The sequence below is a fragment of the Thioalkalivibrio sp. XN279 genome (assembly GCF_011089885.1).
In the GTDB taxonomy this organism is placed as follows: domain Bacteria; phylum Pseudomonadota; class Gammaproteobacteria; order Steroidobacterales; family XN24; genus XN24.
The window spans coordinates 1-18,183 of sequence record NZ_JAANBD010000006.1; the positions used below are offsets into that span (position 1 = coordinate 1).

At 67.9% G+C, this 18,183-nt stretch carries 15 protein-coding genes; 7 read left to right on the forward strand and 8 right to left on the reverse strand.

The genetic code is table 11. From position 1 onward, the window contains the following. Positions 1-140 precede the first annotated feature (140 nt). On the reverse strand, positions 141-836 hold the full coding sequence (yrfG, locus tag G8346_RS00280) for a GMP/IMP nucleotidase (RefSeq protein WP_166047042.1): 696 nt from the start codon (positions 834-836) through the stop codon (positions 141-143). 42 nt (positions 837-878) lie between these two features. On the opposite strand from yrfG, the gene cysQ reads away from it, so the two are divergent. The 3 genes from cysQ to G8346_RS00295 are packed head-to-tail and all read left to right on the forward strand — an operon-like array spanning position 879 to position 2,243. Further along, positions 879-1,679 carry a 3'(2'),5'-bisphosphate nucleotidase CysQ gene (gene cysQ, locus G8346_RS00285; RefSeq protein ID WP_370520503.1) on the forward strand — a complete coding sequence of 267 codons (801 nt, stop codon included), beginning with the start codon at positions 879-881 and terminating at the stop codon, positions 1,677-1,679. After that, on the forward strand, positions 1,676-1,996 hold the full coding sequence (locus G8346_RS00290) for a DUF3301 domain-containing protein (RefSeq protein WP_166047044.1): 321 nt from the start codon (positions 1,676-1,678) through the stop codon (positions 1,994-1,996). Before cysQ ends, G8346_RS00290 begins: the two co-directional genes overlap by 4 nt. A 28-nt stretch (positions 1,997-2,024) precedes the next feature. Continuing rightward, positions 2,025-2,243, forward strand: coding sequence for a YdcH family protein (locus G8346_RS00295; protein WP_166047045.1), 219 nt, complete (start codon positions 2,025-2,027; stop codon positions 2,241-2,243). 36 nt (positions 2,244-2,279) lie between these two features. On the opposite strand, the gene G8346_RS00300 is transcribed toward G8346_RS00295, so the two are convergent. From G8346_RS00300 to plsB, 5 genes are all read right to left on the reverse strand, one after another. Next, complete coding sequence (locus G8346_RS00300) at positions 2,280-4,637, reverse strand: RND family transporter (protein WP_166047047.1); 2,358 nt, start codon at positions 4,635-4,637, stop codon at positions 2,280-2,282. Between the two features lie 3 nt (positions 4,638-4,640). Beyond that, positions 4,641-5,756: a YCF48-related protein gene (locus tag G8346_RS00305; protein ID WP_166047049.1), complete on the reverse strand. Its 1,116-nt coding sequence runs from the start codon at positions 5,754-5,756 to the stop codon at positions 4,641-4,643. Between the two features lie 89 nt (positions 5,757-5,845). Next, entirely contained in the window at positions 5,846-7,225 is a 1,380-nt protein-coding gene (locus G8346_RS00310; RefSeq protein WP_206202504.1) for a DUF1329 domain-containing protein, read from the reverse strand. 20 nt (positions 7,226-7,245) lie between these two features. Beyond that, entirely contained in the window at positions 7,246-9,327 is a 2,082-nt protein-coding gene (locus G8346_RS00315; protein ID WP_166047051.1) for a DUF1302 domain-containing protein, read from the reverse strand. Between the two features lie 257 nt (positions 9,328-9,584). After that, positions 9,585-12,041 carry a glycerol-3-phosphate 1-O-acyltransferase PlsB gene (gene plsB / locus G8346_RS00320; protein WP_166047053.1) on the reverse strand — a complete coding sequence of 819 codons (2,457 nt, stop codon included), beginning with the start codon at positions 12,039-12,041 and terminating at the stop codon, positions 9,585-9,587. 98 nt (positions 12,042-12,139) lie between these two features. On the opposite strand from plsB, the gene otsB reads away from it, so the two are divergent. The 3 genes from otsB to G8346_RS00335 are packed head-to-tail and all read left to right on the forward strand — an operon-like array spanning position 12,140 to position 16,054. Continuing rightward, on the forward strand, positions 12,140-12,901 hold the full coding sequence (gene otsB / locus G8346_RS00325; RefSeq protein WP_166047055.1) for a trehalose-phosphatase: 762 nt from the start codon (positions 12,140-12,142) through the stop codon (positions 12,899-12,901). Beyond that, positions 12,885-14,687, forward strand: a complete 1,803-nt coding sequence (locus G8346_RS00330) for a glycoside hydrolase family 15 protein (RefSeq protein ID WP_166047057.1) — start codon at positions 12,885-12,887, stop codon at positions 14,685-14,687. Before otsB ends, G8346_RS00330 begins: the two co-directional genes overlap by 17 nt. Then, complete coding sequence (locus G8346_RS00335; protein ID WP_166047059.1) at positions 14,684-16,054, forward strand: trehalose-6-phosphate synthase; 1,371 nt, start codon at positions 14,684-14,686, stop codon at positions 16,052-16,054. Before G8346_RS00330 ends, G8346_RS00335 begins: the two co-directional genes overlap by 4 nt. A gap of 42 nt (positions 16,055-16,096) precedes the next feature. Here the strand turns inward: G8346_RS00335 and G8346_RS00340 are convergent, their stop codons facing one another. Then, positions 16,097-16,762, reverse strand: coding sequence for a trans-aconitate 2-methyltransferase (locus G8346_RS00340; protein WP_166047061.1), 666 nt, complete (start codon positions 16,760-16,762; stop codon positions 16,097-16,099). Then, on the reverse strand, positions 16,762-16,968 hold the full coding sequence (locus G8346_RS00345; protein WP_166047063.1) for a hypothetical protein: 207 nt from the start codon (positions 16,966-16,968) through the stop codon (positions 16,762-16,764). Before G8346_RS00345 ends, G8346_RS00340 begins: the two co-directional genes overlap by 1 nt. Positions 16,969-17,043: 75 nt before the next feature. Between G8346_RS00345 and G8346_RS00350 the strand changes: the two genes are divergently transcribed. After that, positions 17,044-17,847: an SDR family oxidoreductase gene (locus G8346_RS00350; protein WP_166047065.1), complete on the forward strand. Its 804-nt coding sequence runs from the start codon at positions 17,044-17,046 to the stop codon at positions 17,845-17,847. Positions 17,848-18,183: the final 336 nt, after the last annotated feature.

Genomic DNA, 18,183 nt, shown 5'->3' on the forward strand with positions numbered 1-18,183 from the left:
CCCCGGATGCCCCGGCCGGCCAGTCGACCGCGCCCGTCGATGGCGCGCCGCGCAAGCGGCGCCGGCGGCGGCGCAAGAGCAAGGGTCCGGGCGCGGGCGCAGGCCCGGCCACCGACCCGTCCGGCACCGCGGAGTAAGCTTCAGGCCCCGGGCTTGCGCGGCAATGGCGGCAGCAGCTCGGTGATGCTGTGCACGCCATGGAATTCGCCCGCCGCTGCCGGCGGGCGCGAGGAGTCCGGATGCAGTATGGCGATGACACGCGCCAGGCCGTAAGCGTGCGCAGAGCGCAGCACGGGCAGGCTGTCGTCGACCAGCATGGTGCGTTCCGGATCGAAAGGCTCCCGCTCGCGTAACCGCGCCCAGAACGCGCGGTCTTCCTTCGGCAGGCCCAGGTCGTGGCTGGAGTAGACCGCATCCAGGTAGTTGTCGAGGCGCGTGCGCCGCAGCTTGATGGCCAGCGTCTGCTGGTGGGCGTTGGTGACCAGCACCACGCGCTTCTGCAGCTGCCGCACGGCCTGCAGGAACTCGGGCACGTCGGGCAGGAAGTCGATGTGGTCCTCCGCCTCCCGTTTCAGGGCCGTGATGTCCAGCCCCAGTTCCCGGCTCCAGTGGTCGATGCAATACCATTCCAGCCGCCCGCGTGCGGCAGCGAAACGCGGCTCCAGCACCGCGACGGCCTCTGCATGAGGCAGGCCGTGCAGGTCGGCGTAACGGGCCGGGATCAGCTCCTGCCAGAAGTAGTTGTCGAAGCGCAGGTCCAGCAGCGTGCCGTCCATGTCGAGCAGCACGGTGTCGTACAGCGCCCAGTCGAAGGCGTGGCGGGAGACGAGGTCCATGGGCGGGTATCATATACGGCCCTGATTCATGGAGCCCGGCCCGTGACCGACGCCTACCCGGAACTGCTCGACGCCATCACCCGGATTGCCGAAGACGCCGGCCGGGCCATCCTCGAAGTCTACGACAGCGACTTCGCCGTCGAGTCCAAGGCGGACGATTCGCCCATCACGGCGGCCGACCGCCGCGCCCACGACGTCATCCGCGCCGGACTGGAGCGCCTGCCTGGCGAGCGCCCGATCCTGTCGGAGGAGGCGCGCACGGTGCCCTGGGAGGAGCGCCGCCACTGGAAGGAGTACTGGCTCGTAGACCCGCTCGACGGCACCAAGGAGTTCATCCAGCGTAACGGCCAGTTCACGGTGAACATCGCGCTGGTGCGCGCCGGGCGCCCGGTCCTCGGCGTGGTGCACGTACCGGTGGCGGGCGTGACCTACGGCGGCGTCGTCGGCCGCGGCGCCTGGAAGACGGCCGCCGGGGCTGAACGCCATGCGATCGCAGTGCGCCTGCCCGGCGAGGGTCCCGTGCGCGTGGTCGGCTCGCGCTCGCATCGCGGCCCGGACCTGGACGGCTACCTGGAGCGACTCGGCGCCCACGAGATGGTGCCGATGGGCTCCTCGCTGAAGTTCTGCGTCGTGGCGGAGGGTGCAGCCGACGTCTATCCGCGCCTCGGCCCGACCTCGGAATGGGACACGGCGGCCGCGGAGGCGGTGCTGGTCGCCGCGGGCGGCCGGGTGGTGGCCAGCAACGGCCAGCCCATGGCCTACAACAAGGGCCCGGACCTGCTCAATCCCTGGTTCATCGCCTCCGGCGGCGACCCGCGCGACTGGACTGAATACCTGCCGTGAGCAGCCTTTCCATGGCGCTGATCGCCGGCATGCTGGCGGCGGCCGGCTGGGCCTGGTACACCAGCATGGCGGCCCGCGAGGCCGCCAACCGCGCTGCGCGCGAAGCCTGCGCGCGACTCCGACTGGTCATGCTGGACGGCACCGTGGCGATCACGCGGGCCTGGCCGCGGCGCGACCGCAACGGCCGGCTGCGCCTGGAGCGGACCTACGGCTTCGAGTACACGGACGACGGCCACCGCCGGCTGCAGGGCTTCGTGGTGATGCTCGGGGCGGAAGTGCTATCGGTGGGGCTGGCAGCCGCGGGCGGGCTTGGCTAAGCTTGGCGTCAGTCAGGCGACGGCCAACATGAACGACAACAAGGTCGATACTTACATCTTCGGCAACATGACTCGCCTCAAGGAGCTGCGCATCGCGCACCGCGACCTCGACGACGTCATCACCCGCCTGTCGGAGGACCCGGCAGTAGACCAGCTGCAGCTCAAGCGCCTGAAGAAGCGCAAGCTGATGCTGAAGGACCTGATTGCCCGGCTCGAGAGCGAGCTGATTCCGGACCTCAACGCCTAGGCGCCGGGCTCCGGCGCTCCCGACCCGCCTGCTCCGTCAGGCCCTTTCTTCGGGCCGCTCGTGCTGGTACTTGGCCGGCAGCATCCAGGTGGCCAGCGCCGGCAGCAGCAGGATGGCGCCGAACATGTTCACCAGGAACATGAAGGTGAGCAGGATGCCCATGTCGGCCTGGAACTGCAGCGGTGAGAACACCCAGGTGAACACGCCGATGGCGAGGGTGATGCCGGTGAAGACGACGGCGTTGCCGGTCACGCGCAAGGTGTGCGCGTAAGCCTGCTGGATGCTCGCGCCCTGTTTCAGGAAGTACTGGAAGCGGCTGAAAATGTAGATGCCGTAGTCGACGCCGATACCCACGCCCAGCGCGGCCACCGGCAGGGTGTTCACCTTGAGGCCGATCTCCAGGTAAGCCATCAGTGCATAGGCGAGCAGGGAGACCAGCGCCAGCGGGATCACGATGCAGGCCACCGCGCGCAGCGAGCGGAAGCTGAGCCAGCACAGCAGAATCACCGCGCCGAAGACATAGATGAGGATGGGGAACTGCGCCGCCGCCACCTCTTCGTTCATGGCGGCCATCACGCCGACGTTGCCGGTGGCGAGGCGGAACTGCATGTTCTCGGGCGCGAACTCGTCGCGCCAGGCCTTCACCTCGTCGACGACGCGCTCGATGGTGCCGGCCTTGTGGTCCTCGGTGTAAACCATCACCGGGATCACGCTGCAGTCGCTGTTCAGGAGGCCCGTGCTGGTCTCCACCCGGGCCAGCGCCTGCACCAGCACCTGCTCGTTGCGCGACAGGGCGCGCCACGCGGGATAACCCTCGTTCCAGCCGGCCGTCACGATCTTGGCGACCTGCGGCAGCGCAATCACCGTCTGCACGCCTTCCACGTTGCGCATGTGCCAGGCGAAGCGGTCGATCAGGTCCATGACCTGGTAATCGATGCAGCCGTTCTCACCCACCTCGACGATGACGTTGATGAGGTCGACGCCGATGGAGAAGCGCTTGGTGATGTCCTTGGTGTCGAGGTTGTAGCGCGAGTCCGGCCGCAGCTCGGGCACGCCGGCATGCAGGTCGCCGATCTTGACCTGGGAGCCTTTCCAGGCGCCGAAGACGAACAGGCCGGCTGCAATGACGATAATTACGGTCGCCGGGCCGCGCGTGGACACCTTTGAAAGGCCATCCCACAACGGTCGCATCTGCTGCGCGCGCCGCAGCAGGCGCTCCTTGTAGCCCTGGTCGGGTTGCACGTAGCTGATCAGCACCGGCAGCAACACCAGGTTGGTGAGGATGATGCAGGCCACGCCGAGCGAGGCCATGATCGCCATCTCCTGGATGATGCGGATCTCGATGAACAGGATGGTGATGAAACCGATGGTGTCCGAGGCCAGTGCCACGCCGCCAGGCACCAACAGGCGCCGGAAAGTGGCGCGCGCGGCCTGCTCCGGGCCGGCCCCGTCGAAGACCTCCGAGGCGTAGCCGGAGATCATCTGCACGCCATGGGACACACCGATGGCGAATACCAGGAATGGGACCAGGAGGCCCATCGGGTCGATGCCGAAACCGAGCAGGGGCAACATCCCGAGCTCCCAGATCACGGCGAAGATGCTGCACACCAGCGGCACGATGGTGAGCTTGATCGACTGGCTGTAGATGTAGACCAGCACGGTCGTCACCAGCAGCGCCAGCGCGAAGAACAGCACGATGCGGTTGGCGCCTTCCTTGATGTCGCCGACCACCTTGGCAAAGCCGATGATCCGGACCTTGATGTTGTCGGTCTGGATCTTGGCCCGGACCTCTTCCTCGAGCTTCTTCGCGACGTCGAAATAGTCCAGGCGTTCCTGGGTGTCCGGGTTGATCTCCAGCAGCTGGGCGCTGATGATCGCGCCCGAGAAGTCGTTCGCCACCAGCCGGCCGACGATGCCTGCCTTGAGGATGTTCTCTTTCACCCGCTCGAGATCGGACAGGGTGTACTGGAAATCCGCCGGGATGACGTCGCCCGCCTCGATGCCTTCCTCGGTCACCTCCAGGTAGCGCACGTTGGGAGTGAAAATCGACGTGACGCGCGCGCGGTCCACGCCCGGGATGAAGAACACCGCGTCGGTGGCCTGGCGCAAGGCTTCGAAGAACTCGGGGTTGAACATGTCCCCGCTCTCGTCCACCAGTGCGATGAGCACCCGGTCGGCGCCGCCGAAGTCCTCGTAGTGCTCGACGAAGGTCGACATGTACTCGTGCTGCAGCGGCAGCTGCTTGCTGAAGCCGGCATCCACGCGCAGCCCGGTGACGGCGCTCCAGGCGAGCAGCGCCGTGATAATGGCGAAGATGGCGATGACCAGCGGCCGCCGGCTGAATACCAGCTTCTCCAGGGCATCGATGACGGGGGTCTTCTTCGGCGCTGACATGCCCTACTCCAGTCCCACTGTTTCCGCCTCGATGCGCTCGACGCCCGGTTCACCGATGACGATGAGCGCGCCGTCGTCGAGGGCCAGCGCCGACATCAGCGCCTTGCGATCGTCCCGCTGCTCCAGCCGGAAGCGGTCGCCTTCGCGACTGAACAGCATCACGCCGGCGGTGCCGACCACGAGAATGCCGCCATCGGGACGCTGCGCGCCGCCGAACAGGGAGGTGTCGACTGGCAGGCTCACGTCGCGCCAGGTCTCGCCCCCGTCCCAGCTGCGGAACATGTTGCCGCGCAGCCCGAACACCAGCAGCGAACCGTCCGCCAGGGGAAGGCCGCCGAAAAAAGAACCGTCGTAGGGCGGGTCCAGCACCTGCCAGGTGAAGCCCTGGTCGTCGGAGCGGAACACCGTGCCGGCCTCAGCCATCAGGTACAGGCGGCCGGCGTTGTCGTTGATGATGCGATTCATGTGCAGGTCGGCCGCGATCTCGTCGTCCGCCCATTCATCGTCGGCCCACTCGTCCGCGTCGTCGCCTGCATCGCCTGCTGCGTCGTCCGCCGTATCATCCGCCGTTTCGTCCGCCGCGCCATCCACGTCATCGGCTGCCACGGGCGTCGCTTCGACCAGCTCCAGCGTCTCCTCCTCCCAGCTCAACCCGCCGTCGGAGGACCGCAGGAAATAGCCGTAGGCCCCGACCGCGAAGCCGTTGTTCTCGTCGGCAAACCAGATGTCGAACAGGGGGAACTCGAGTTCCGGCGCGAAGTGCACCCGGCACCAGGTCTCGCCACCGTTCTCCGTGCGCAGGATCACTGCATCGTGCCCGACAGCCCAGCCGAGGTTGCGGTCGTGGAACCACACCCCGGTCAGCACGGTACGGGTCGGGGTGCGGTTCTGCACCCAGCTGCGGCCTTCGTCTTCACTCACCAGCACGTGGCCGCGGTCGCCCACCACCACGACGTCCTTGCCGACCCGGGTGATGTCGAGCATCAGGGATTGCGGCGCGAGCGGCATGATCACCGACCACTCGCTCTCCGGCACCGGGTCGGCGCACTCAGCGCGTGCTGCGTCTGGCACAGCGGCGAGCGCCATGGCGATCAGGAGAAGATGCACCAGTCTGGACAAGGCGGGCGGCCCCCGGGGTTGTTCTGGTAGTTGTCGTCAGGTTGGGCGAAACAACCGGGGCGCCTTGACGGCGCCCCGGCCGGTTTCTGCTAGCGCACGCCGGACCTGCGCAGCGTGGCCGGAGCAAAATCCTCCGGCGTGTAATTGGCGCTGAAGTCGTAGGTCTGCGGCTCCTCGTTGTTGAGGCCGATGGCGAGGTAACGACCCGACTGCAGGTCCATGGTCAGCTCCAACGTGGTCCAGAAGCTGGGCACGTCGTAGTAGTTGATCGAATGCGCTTCCTGCACGCGCCAGATCTGGTCGCGGTTGTCGTAGCAGTCGACCACCTGGGCCTGCCAGGAGTCCTCGTCGATGTAGAAGGTGCGGCGCTTGTAGACGTGGCGCGTGCCTTCCTTGATGGTCGCGTCCACCACCCAGACGCGATGCAGCTCGTAGCGCGCGTGCTCCTGGTTGATGTGCAGCGGCTTGAGTACGTCGTCGTACTTCAGCTTGTTGCTGTGCAGCTTGTAGCTGTTGTACGGGACCAGGATTTCCTTGCGCCCGACCAGCTCCCAGTTGTAGCGCTCGGGGCTGCCGTTGAAGATGTCGAGCTGGTCGGAAGTGGCAAGACCGTCCGCGGCGGTACGCGGGTTGTCATGCGCCACGTTGGGCGCGCGACGCACGCGGCGCTGGCCGGGATTGTACAGCCAAGCCTTGCGGTTCTCCTTGGCCTGGTTCAGCGTCTCGTGCACCAGCAGCACCTCGCCGGCCAGGCGGGCCGGCGCGGTCACGGTCTGCTTGAAATACACGATGACGTTGTCGAGGTCTTCCTCGCGCGCACCCTCGAGGCTGTAGGCGCCGAGGTATTCGTCGGTGAACATCACCATCGTGTAGTTGCCGTCGCGGGTCACCGGCGCCTGGCCGATGGTGCGACGCGCGCTGTCGGTGCGGTAACGCACGATGTGGTTCCAGATCGCCTCGAGGCCGTTCTGCGGGATCGGGAAGGGAACGCCCTCCGCGCCGCCGCTGAAGCCGTTGCCGCCCTCGATCAGGTGGGTCGAGCTGGCGATGCGCTTGGTGGCCTCGTAGATGCGCTCCGGCACCGCCGCGCTGCGGCGCGTGGGATACACGTCCATGAAGTATTCCGGATAAGTCCGGAACATGGCCTTGTGCCCCTCGGTGAGGATATCGGCGTACTGGTCCATGTTGGCCGCGGTGATGCGGTACAGCGGCTTGTCGTCGGCGAAGGGATCCGGATGGTGGCCGCCGGACACGAAGTCCGGGAAGCCCGCCTCGGCCGGGCTGCGCAACCCGCCGGTCCACTCGGGAATGGTACCCGCGTCGTTGCCGGCGCGGATGGCGCCGAGCGGCGTCAGCTCAGTACCGAGGCGCGCAACCTGGTCGGCGGAAAGACCCTGGCCGATCGCCGGGGCTGCCAGTCCGACCAGCGCCATCGCGGCGAGAGCCTGCTTAATTCTGATATGGGTCATGTGTGACTCTCCTGGAATTCCTAGAACGAGACCTTGCCCGTGAGCGAGATGAAGTCACGGTCATTGGCCTGGTTGAACCTGCCGGCGCCGCCGAACTCGGCGTAGTTGAGCTCCACTTCGTACTTGTTGCGGAGCGTGCCCTTCAGGCCCAGCGACATGGCGGTGCGACCCTCGATGAAGTTGCCGCCCGGCCCCGGGGATACGCCGTTGACGTCGTGGCTGTAGCTGGCGATGGGCGACAGGGTCCACGGGCCGATGGCGTTGTTGTAGATCAGCGCGCCGCGGAAACGGTAGCCCCACGAGGTCTTGCTCGGGAAGGCGCTGCGCGGATCCACCTCGCCGAAGTGGCTGCTGGCCAGCATGGCGTTGCCCGAGACCACGGTGCCCGGCCCTTCGAGGCGCAGGCCGACGCCGTTCGGGCCGCCGGTCGTGGTGCTCGGCAGGTCGGGCACGTGGTTCATGCCCAGCTCCATTACGAAAGCTCCGGTATCCGCGCCAAGCAACGGGCCGGAGAGGTAGGTGAACGTGGTCTGCGCCTGCCATACGTCCAGCTCGACCGCCCCCTCGATAATCTGGTTCAGGCCGTACGGACCCAGCTGGTTGAAACACCCGAGGGCCCCGACCGCGCCGTTCGGGTTGTCCGGGCACAGGCTCGGGTTGGGCGACAGGCCGTCCAGCGGCGACAGCGCCGCGAACAGCAGCTCGACATCGTCTACCTGCAGCGGGGCGTCCGGCTTGTAGGACACCTCGCCCTGCCAGGCGATGCCGGTGTTGAACAGGTAGCCGCTCCAGCTGAAGCCCCACAGATCGAGGTCCTCGGGATAGTTCACGAAGTAGCGCGAGGTCTGCGCCAGCTCGTCCGAAGCGAAGGAACTCGCCAGGCCAGAGAGGTTGCCGCCGCCGAGGAACACGTTGCCGGCCACGATGGCCCGGTCACGCACCTTGGCTTCGCTGATGTCGCCGCCGAGGCTGGCGGCAGTGAGCATCGCCTGCGCCGTTGCGGTGTTCACCGCGGCGTCGAATGACAGGCCGGAGGCCAGGCCGATGGCCGTGGCCTGCGCCGCCGTGGCGACCGCCGCCGAGTTGCCGAGGCCGGCCTGGGTGCCGGTGCGGCCGCTGATCACGGGCAGGCGGCTGTGGTAGCGAATGTAGTAAAAGCCGAACTCCATGCCGCCCATCAAGTCCTCAGCGAAGTAGCGGAACGCCAGGCCGTACTGCCCGCCGTCGTCCGGCCGCTCGGTGTCGTCGCGCGGCACGAAGTTGAAGTCCGGGTCGAAGGAGCCGCCCAGCGGCGTGAAATCCGTGCCCTGGTCACCCCAGGCGCCGAAACCCAGCATGACGTGGGTGCCGCCCTTGGTGGCAAAGTCATTGGTGGAGAAATAGCTGCCGGCCGGGTCCGGCTCGACCTTCTCCCAGTCGTACTGGTAGTACGCCTCGATGCTGGTGTTCAGGGTCGGCGAGAAACTCAGGGACGCCATGCCCTGGGGCACAAGCGCTTCCCTCAGCTCGGCGCCGGGCACGCGCAGCTGCGATACGTCGAAGGGGTTGGTGACGTTGATGCCGCCCTGGATGAACGTACTTTCGCCCCAGTTGATCACCTGGTTGCCGATGCGGAACTCCGCCGGCATGCTGCCGAGGTCGAAGGGTACGAAGACGAAGTAATCGAGCATCTTCACGTCCTGCTCGACCAGCTCCTCCGCCCTGTCCGAGAGCGGGGTGCGCAGCGTGTCGCCGACTTCCCAGTCGGTGAAGCCGGTGGCGCGTGCGAACAGGCCCCAGGAGTCGCGGTAACGCAGCTCGAGTTCGGTCGTGGCCTTGAGCACGTTCGAAACCAGGCCGTTGCTGTAGTTCAGGTTGCCGTCGTCGCCGTTGGCGCTGCGGCCGCAGCCGCCGTTGGCATTCGCGATCAGCCTGCAGTCCGGGCTTTCAACGCGCCACAAGGCGCCGAGGGACAGCGTGGTGTCCCAGCTGCCCGACCAGTTCTCGGTTTGGATCGGCACCGCCGATGCCGGTGCTGCATAGCTCGCAGCAATTGCGGCCGCTATCGCGGTCGCCAGGATGCGTCCGTTGCCCGGACGGGCCCTGGAGGGTTGCGTGCTCATTGAGGACTCCCCAGTTCTTGTGTGTGTTTTGCACGTTGCCCCGCAACCGGACTCCCCCGGCGCGTCCCGCTACTCTTACAGAATTCGTCACTCGAAAACAACATCTTGGATCAATTACCGCGCGGAAAGCGCAATACAGGGAAACGCGTTGTTGCGCGCAAACCAAAGCCGGCCCGGACGGACGGCGCACACCAACGGGGCGCGCATTGCGCTGCAGCAAAAATTCCCGCACGGACAGCGTGAGAACAGCGCGAGGACTAGAGGTTCATCGCCTGCAGGATATCGTTGCGCAGGCGGTCGCCGAGAAACTGGCGCGCGTCGTCCATGGCCTGCACCAGCGACTGGTCGAACACCAGCAAGCCGGTCTCGTCGGTGCGCAGCACGCCGTGCTTGCGCAGTCGCCCGATGAAGCCGCGGAACAGGCTCTTGTCGAAGAACTCCGGCGCGCTGAACTGGAACAGCATGGACATGCGCTGCGCCATGAGGTGGCACAAGTCCTCGAGCTGCCCTGGCCGCAGGGTGCCGGAACCGTGCTTGGCGAGCAGCGCCACGGTCATGTAGAAGCGCTCCAAGGTCTGCACGGAGCATTGCGCCAGGATCCACATCTGGATCGCCTCCGGGGTGTGCGGGGCCGGGCGGCGCAGGCAGGCCTGCTCCCCCTCGCTGTCGCGCCGCAGCAGGCCACGCCCCACCATCATGTCGATGACGCGATCGACCTCGACCTCGAGCTGCTCCGGGGTCCAGTGGAGGAACAGCTCGCCGCCCAGGTAGGGATAGACCATGCGCGCCAGCCCGCGCACCCGCTCCACCGCCTGCACCGGCTTGTCGATGAAACAGCACGCGATGATCGAGGGGATGGCGAACAGGTGGGCCACGTTGTTGCGGAAATACGTGGCCAGCAGCGCCTCCTTGGGCGCCAGCATGATGACGTCGCCGAGCCGGTGCGGGCGGCGCTCGAGCAGGCCGAGGCGCTCGCCGTAGGCGATCATCTCCGCGCCGCCCAGCTCGGTCACCGTGACGCCCTCGTCGTACGGCACCTGGCGCAGCATCTCCGCAAACAGCTCCAGCAAACGGACCAGCGGCTGCTCCACCATGCTCTGGCGCGGCGTGGCCAGCAGCACCATGGCCAGCAGGTTGACCGGGCTGACCGCAGCAGCGGCGTTGATCCGCCTGAGGATCTCCTCGCCCAGCTCCTCCACCACGGGACCGGTCCAGCCCGGGCGCTCGTCCTCTTCCACCGGCTCCGAGCGCCAGCCGGGGCGATGCCGCTCGAGCATCCCGTCGAGGAAGAAGGGTGCACCGAAGTTCACGTGCACGCGGCCGAACTCCCGGCGCAGGTGGCGCAGCGCCTTGAAAATCCCCAGCACGCTCTCCTTTTCTTTCGGCCGCCCCGACAGCTCGGAGATGTAGGAGCGGCCCTCGAACAGCCGCTCGTAGCCGAAGTACACGGGCACGAAGACCACCGGGCGCACCGGCTCGCGCAGGTAGGCGCGCACGGTCATGGCCAGCATCCCGGGCTTCGCCGGCAGCAGGCGCCCGGTGCGGCTGCGACCGCCCTCGATGAAGTACTCCATCGCCACGCCCTTCGCCAGGTTGAGCGCGAAATAGCGCCGGAAGACCGCGGCGTAGAGCGGGTCGTCGCGGAAGCTGCGCCGCATGAAGAAAGCGCCGCCCGTGCGCAGGATCGGGCCGATCACCGGCAGGTTGAGGTTCACTCCGGCGGCGATGTGCGGCGGCACGAGGCCGTTCTGGTACACCACGTACGACAACAACAGGTAGTCGATGTGGCTGCGGTGGCAGGGCACGTAGACGACCTCGTTGCCCTCGGAGACCGCTTTCAGGCGATCGACCCCGCCGACCTCGACGCCGTCGTAGAGGCGGTTCCACAACCACGTCAGCACCCGCTCGCCGATGCGCACCGTGGTGTAGCTGTAGTTGGCGGCGATCTCGTTGGCATAGCGTCGCGCCCGTGCCACCGCCTTGTGCAGCGGCTGCTTGTTCACCTCGCTGTAGCGGCGGATGGCGCGTCGCACCGAGTCGGAGGCGACGACCTGGTTCAGCAGGGTGCGCCGGTGCGACAGGTCGGGGCCGATGGTGGCGATGCGCAGGCGCCGGAAATGCACCCGCAGGACCCGCCCGAGCTTGCGCGCCACCAGCGCGGGGTTCGGTTCCTGGGTCACCAGCTGGGACATCAGCACCGGCTCGCTGAACTGGACCAGCACGTTGCGGCCGTGAAACACCATCATGAACAGCTTGCGCAGGCGGCCGACCAGCGCCCAGCCCTCGGAGAACAGGAGCTTGAACACCGAGCGTTCCTTGTCCGGGGAACGCCCCCAGAACACGGAGACGGGCACGACGACAACGTCGTCCACCTGCCCGGCCTGTACTGCGGCCGCGAGCCGCTCGAGCCGGCCCGGCCGGCCCTTGCGGCTGCGCCGCGGCTTGCGGCGCAGGTAGGCGACCGCGCGCCATTCCTTCAGGCCGCCCTGCGCCAGGCCGTCGCCGGGTCGCGGCAGGCCGTGGCGGATGCACTCCTGCTCCAGCACCGCCATGTCGGCCAGGCCGGGGTGCTCGAGCACGTAGCACAGGGGCTTGTCGGCAAGCGCCTTGAGCCGCTCCAGCTGGGCATCGAGCGTACGGGTGCGCACCCAGAGGAACAGCAGCTTCCTCGAGAGCCAGAGCGAGAGCCGCCAGAGTCCGTGCCATGGGTACATCAGGCTGGCGAGTTTAACTGCCGGACGCCCTTTGCGTCAGTGGCACGAGCGCCCTGCCGGGTTTGGTATTCCTGACCCAGCCATTTAGTCTTGTACCCATGAGCAACACGACCGCCCTGCCGGACTGGGACACGGGCTGGGCGATGTTCCTGGACGTCGACGGCACCCTGGTGGACATCGAGCACCACCCGGACCAGGTGCGTGCGGCCCCCGAGCTGAAACGGACGCTGGTGACGGCCACCCGCGCCCTCGACGGCGCCCTGGCCCTGGTCAGCGGCCGTTCCATCGCCAGCCTCGACCGCATTTTCGCCCCGCTCTGCCTCCCCGCCGCCGGGCTGCACGGACTCGAGCGCCGCGACGCCGACGGGCGGGTGCATTACCCCGGCGGCTACGCCGAGCGCATCGCCGCGGCCCGCGCGGAACTGCTCGGCTTCGTCCAGTCGGAGGCGGGCCTGCTCCTGGAAGACAAGGGCGCGGCGCTGGCCCTGCATTACCGCAATGCGCCGCAGCTCGAGGGTGCCTGCCGGCGGCACATGGACGCCGCGCTGCGCGCCGCCGGCGCGGACTTCCACGTGCAGCAGGGCAAGATGGTGCTGGAGCTCAAGCCCTCGGGCCATGACAAGGGCACGGCCATCCTCGCCTTCATGGCGGAGCCGCCTTTCTCGGGCCGTGTCCCGGTTTTCATTGGCGACGACCTGACGGACGAGGACGGGTTCCGCGCCGTCAACGAGCTGGGTGGCTTATCGGTGCGCGTCGGCGCCCATCCCGACACCAGGGCCGGCATCGTGGCGGGCGATGTCGCCGAGATCCGCCGCTGGCTGTCCGCAAGCATGGAGAGAATCGATGTCTCAACGGCCTGAAAGCTCCCTGGAGCTCGGCGTCATCGGGAACTGCCAGGTGAGCGCCCTGGTGGACGAACTCGGCCGCATGGTGTGGGCCTGCATGCCCCGCTTCGACAGCGATCCCGTGTTCTGCGCCCTGCTGATGGACGATCAGGACGCCGTGGAGCGCGGCGTGTTCGAGGTGCTGGTGGAAGACTTCGAACGGGCCGAGCAGGCCTACGTCGAGAACACGCCGATCCTGCAGACGTGGCTGTACGACCGCCACGGCGGCTGCGTCAAGGTGACGGATTTCGCGCCGCGCTACCAGCAGTTCGAGCGCACTTTCCACCCGTACATGTTCGTGCGCCACCTCGAGACCGTCACCGGCAATCCGCGCGTCACGGTACGGTTGCGACCGGCGGGACACTATGGCGCCGAAGACGCACGCCAGACCTTTGGCAGCAACCACATCCGCTACGTGCTACCGGACCTGACGCTGCGCCTCACCACGGATGCCTCCCTGACGCACGTGCGCGAGGAGCGTCCGTTCCGCCTCACCCGGCCGGTGAGCTTCATCCTCGGACCGGACGAGAGCCTGCTCGAGTCGGTGACGCGCAGCAGCCGCTTCCATTTCGAACAGACGCGCGCCTACTGGCGCGAGTGGGTGCGCGGGCTCGCGGTGCCCTTCGAGTGGCAGGACGAGGTGATCCGCGCCGCGATCACCCTCAAGCTCTGCTCCTACGAGGACACCGGCGCGATCATCGCCGCGATGACCAGCTCCATCCCCGAAGCCGCCGGGACGGCGCGCAACTGGGACTATCGCTACTGCTGGCTGCGCGACAGCTTCTTCGTGGTCCACGCGCTGAACCGTCTCGGCGCCACCCGCACCATGGAGGCCTACCTGGGCTGGATTCTCAACGTCACCGCCAGCGGCGACGGCCGCGGGATGCAGCCGGTCTACGGCATCAGCGGCGAAGCGGACCTGTCCGAGTCCGTGGTCGAGCACCTGCCGGGCTATCGCGGCATGGGACCGGTGCGCGTCGGCAACCAGGCCTACGAGCAGGTACAGAACGACGTCTACGGCGCGGTCGTCTTGTCGTCGGCGCAGGCTTTCTTCGACCGCCGTCTCGACACCCCGGCCGGGCCGGAACAGCTGGAGCTGCTGGAAGAGGTCGGCCGCCGCGCCGTCGAACTGTTCGACAAGCCGGACGCCGGCATCTGGGAGTACCGCGGGCGAGCGCGCGTGCACACCTTCTCCAGCATGATGTGCTGGGCCGGTTGCGACCGCCTGGCCCGCATCTCCTCGCACCTCGGCGAGACCGCCAAGGCGGCGCAATGGCGCGCTGCCGCCGACCGTATCCACGCCGAGATCTGCGCGCGCGCCTGGGATGCGGAGCGCGGCTGCTTCACCGAGAGCTTCGACGGCAAGAGCCTCGACGCGAGCATGCTGCTGATCGGCGATCTCGGCTTCCTGGAAGCCGACGACCCGCGCTTCCGCAGCACGGTGGAATGCATCGGGCGCGAGCTGCTGCGCGGCCAGCACATGTTTCGCTACGGCGAGGCCGACGACTTCGGCGAGCCCGAGACGGCCTTCAACATCTGCACCTTCTGGTACATCAACGCGCTGGCCCAGATCGACCGCAAGGACGAGGCCAGGGAGTTGTTCGAGGAGATGCTCAGCCGGCGTACCCGGCTCGGCCTGCTCTCCGAGGACCTGGACGTCCGCACCGGGCAGCTGTGGGGCAACTTCCCCCAGACCTACAGCCTGGTGGGCATCATCCTGGGCGCGATCCGCCTCAGCAAGCCATGGGAGGACGCATTTTGAGCCGCCTCATTGCCATCTCCAATCGCGTCGCCGCGCCCTCGGGCGGCAAGACCGCCGGCGGGCTCGCGGTCGGCATCCTCGCCGCCTTGCGCCAGAGCGGCGGCATCTGGTTCGGCTGGGGCGGCAAGACCTGCCACGGCGAACCGTCGGAGCCGAAGCTGGAAAAGCACGGCAACATCACTTTTGCCACGGTGGACATCGACAAGGCCGACTTCGACGGCTACTACAACGATTACTGCAACGGCACGCTGTGGCCGCTGTTCCACTACATGCTCGGCATCCTCAAGTACGACCGCGAGGCCCAGGAGGCTTACCAGCGCGTCAACCAGCTGTTCGCGCGCAAGCTGCGCCCGCTGTTGCAGCCGGACGACCGCATCTGGGTGCACGACTACCATCTCATCCCGCTGGCGCAGGAGCTGCGCCGCGCCGGCGCAGAACAGCCGATCGGCTTCTTCCTGCACGTGCCCTTCCCCAGCTTCGACGTGCTGCGCACGTTGCCGCGCTACCGCGGCCTGCTCCGTGCCATGGCGCAGTTCGACGTGGTCGGCTTCCAGACCCGCCAGGACTGCGAGAACTTCCTCGGCGGGCTGCGCAGCGCGGGACTGGGCGGGGCGCCATGCGGCGACGGCCGCGTCGCCGCCCTCGATCGCCGCATCCTGGTGGATGCCTTCCCCATCGGCATCGACGTGGAGGAAGCGGCGGAACAGGGCGCCGCCTCGATGGAATCCGCCAGCGTGCAGCGGCTCGCGCGCGACCTGGGCGACCGCGAACTGGTGATCGGGGTGGACCGCCTCGACTACAGCAAAGGCCTGCCCGAACGCTTCCGTGCTTTCGAGACCCTGCTGGAGCGCCACCCGGGCAGTCGCCGCCAGCTGGTGTTCCTGCAGATCGCCTCGCCGACGCGCACGGGGGTGCGCGCCTACCAGGAAATCCGCCACGAGCTGGAGCGGTCGGCCGGACACATCAACGGCCGCTTTGCAGAGCCAGACTGGACCCCGATCCGCTATATCAATCGCGGCCTGTCGCGGAAACTGCTCATGGGCTACTTCCGCGTCGCGCGCATCGGCCTGGTGACGCCCATGCGCGACGGCATGAACCTGGTCGCCAAGGAATTCGTCGCGGCCCAGGATCCCGCCGACCCAGGGGTGCTGGTGCTGTCGCGCCTGGCCGGGGCCGCGGCCGAGCTGGGAGACGGCGCCCTGCTGGTCAACCCCTACGATCCCGTCGGGGTGGCCGACGCCATCCTGAAGGCCTCGGAAATGCCGCCGCAGGAGCGGCGCGAGAAGCACGCCATGATGATGCAGGTGCTGCGCAACAACGACATTCACGCCTGGCGCCGGCGCTTCATCGAGGCCCTGGGCGACTGAGCCGAACCGGGGCCCAGCAGGCTTACTGCCTGGGTTGCACGCTCAAACGCGGCCGCGCACCAGCATGTGCCGGTCGCTGACTGCCATGACCTCGAGCCGGCCGAGCCCGGCCAGTGCCAGCTGCTGCCGGACCTCGTCAGGCTCGAAGGCTGCCAGCAGCGAATTGTAGAAGTCCCGGCGCAACACCTCGGGCTCGTCCGCCGCGTACTGGTCCACCAGGGCCTGCGCGGTGGCCTCGTCCGCGGGCCGCATCAGGTCCATCACCAGCACCGGCGCGCCCGGACGCGCGCGCGCACGGACCGTGCGCCACAGCGTCTCCGGGTGGTGCAGGTGATGCAGCAGGCTGTTGGAGATCACGGCGTCGTAGCGCGCCCGCGGCAGGAGCGCGTCCGGCACCAGTCCCTGGATGAAGCTCACGCGGCCCGCAAGTTCCGGCTGCGTCGCCAGCGCCGCGCGGCCGAAAGCCAGCATGGCGCCGGACCCGTCCAGGCCGTGGATCTCGATTTCCGGGTGCGCTGCCGCGATGCGCAGCATGATGTCGCCAGGGCCGCAGCCCAGGTCGAGCACCGCCGCACCCTCCGCGAGCGGGCCGATGAACTCGTCGTAGAGCGCGGCGAAGTGACTGTTGGGCTCTGCGAAATCCGCCTCGGCATAGGCCTGCGCCTGCGCCTCGTCGTCCATGAGCTCGGGCTCGGGAATCCTCTGCATCAGTTCCCGCCCCCGCTGTCGCGCTCGAGACGCGCGTCGATCTCGCGCTTGCGCTTCTCCGCCTGTTCCTCGACCGCGCGCGCCTTGTCCAGCGCCTGCACCTGGTCCTTGAACACGGTGTCCTCGACCGGCGGCGGCTCGGGTCGTTCCCCGCACCCGGCGACGAGCGCGAGGGCGCCCAGCATCACTAGGGAAAATGTTTTCATTGGCTGCCTCGCAGCTGACGCAAAGACCTGGCGAGATGTTAGCGTAACAGCCCCGCAACGGAAGGGCTGGCAACCATGAGCGAATTCGCCGGGAACGTCGTCGTCGTCACCGGAGCCTCCGAGGGCATCGGGCGTGCGCTGTGCGAGGCGCTGGCGCCCCAGGGCCCGAAGCTCGTGCTCTCGGCGCGCAACGAGGAGCGGCTCGAGGCACTGGCCGCGACCTGCCGCGCCGCCGGCGCCGAAGTGCTGGTGGTCCCGGGCGACCTGACGCATGAAGAAGCCTGCCGCAGCCTCGTCGCCGCCACCATCGCGCACTTCGGCCGTCTCGACACGCTGGTCGCCAACGCCGGCCGGACGATGTGGGCGCGCGTCGACGAGATCGAGGACCTGGCCATCTTCCGCGAGGTCATGGAGCTGAACTACTTCTCCGTGGTGAATGTGACCATGGCCGCACTGCCGCACCTGAAAGCCTCGCGCGGCCGCATCGTGCCCGTGGCGAGCGTCGCCGGGCTCACCGGCGTGCCGTCGCGCAGCGGCTACTGCGCCAGCAAGCATGCGCTGATCGGGTTCTTCGATTCCCTGCGCATCGAACTGGGGGACAGCGGCGTCACCGTCACCACCATCTGCCCCGACTTCGTCGTCACCGAGATTCATCGTCGTGCCCTGGACGGCAAGGGACGGCCGCTCGGCGTGACCCCGATGCAGGAGTCCAGGATCATGACCGCAGCCCAGTGCGCCGAGCTCATGATCCCCGCCATGGCGCAGCGCAAGCGCATGCTCATCACCTCGCGCCGGGGAAAGCTGGGGCGCTTCCTGAAGATCTTTGCGCCGGGACTGATCGACCGCATCGCGGCCAAGGCGATCGCCGACCGCAAGTAACCTGGCCGCCACCTCGCCCCCGACCGCACCGGGACCCTGCCGACCTCGGGACCTGACCGCGGGGCCGGACCGTGCAAGGCGCCCTTCGTTCGGAAATCTTTATCTCACTCAGTGCGCCTTGCACGTCCCGACCCCGCTGCGGCGTTGCAGGGCGCGGGGTCCTGGGGGGCACTGAGGCTCGGGGGTCGGCGCCGACGCTGCCGCGCGTGGCTCAGTCGGATGACGGCGACCTTCGTGGCCGAGGCCGCGCCGGATCCGGCCGACGCCGGGAAGACCGGCAAGGCTGACATCCCGGCGGCGCGACGCGACCATCGCACCCGTGACAGAGGCAGCACC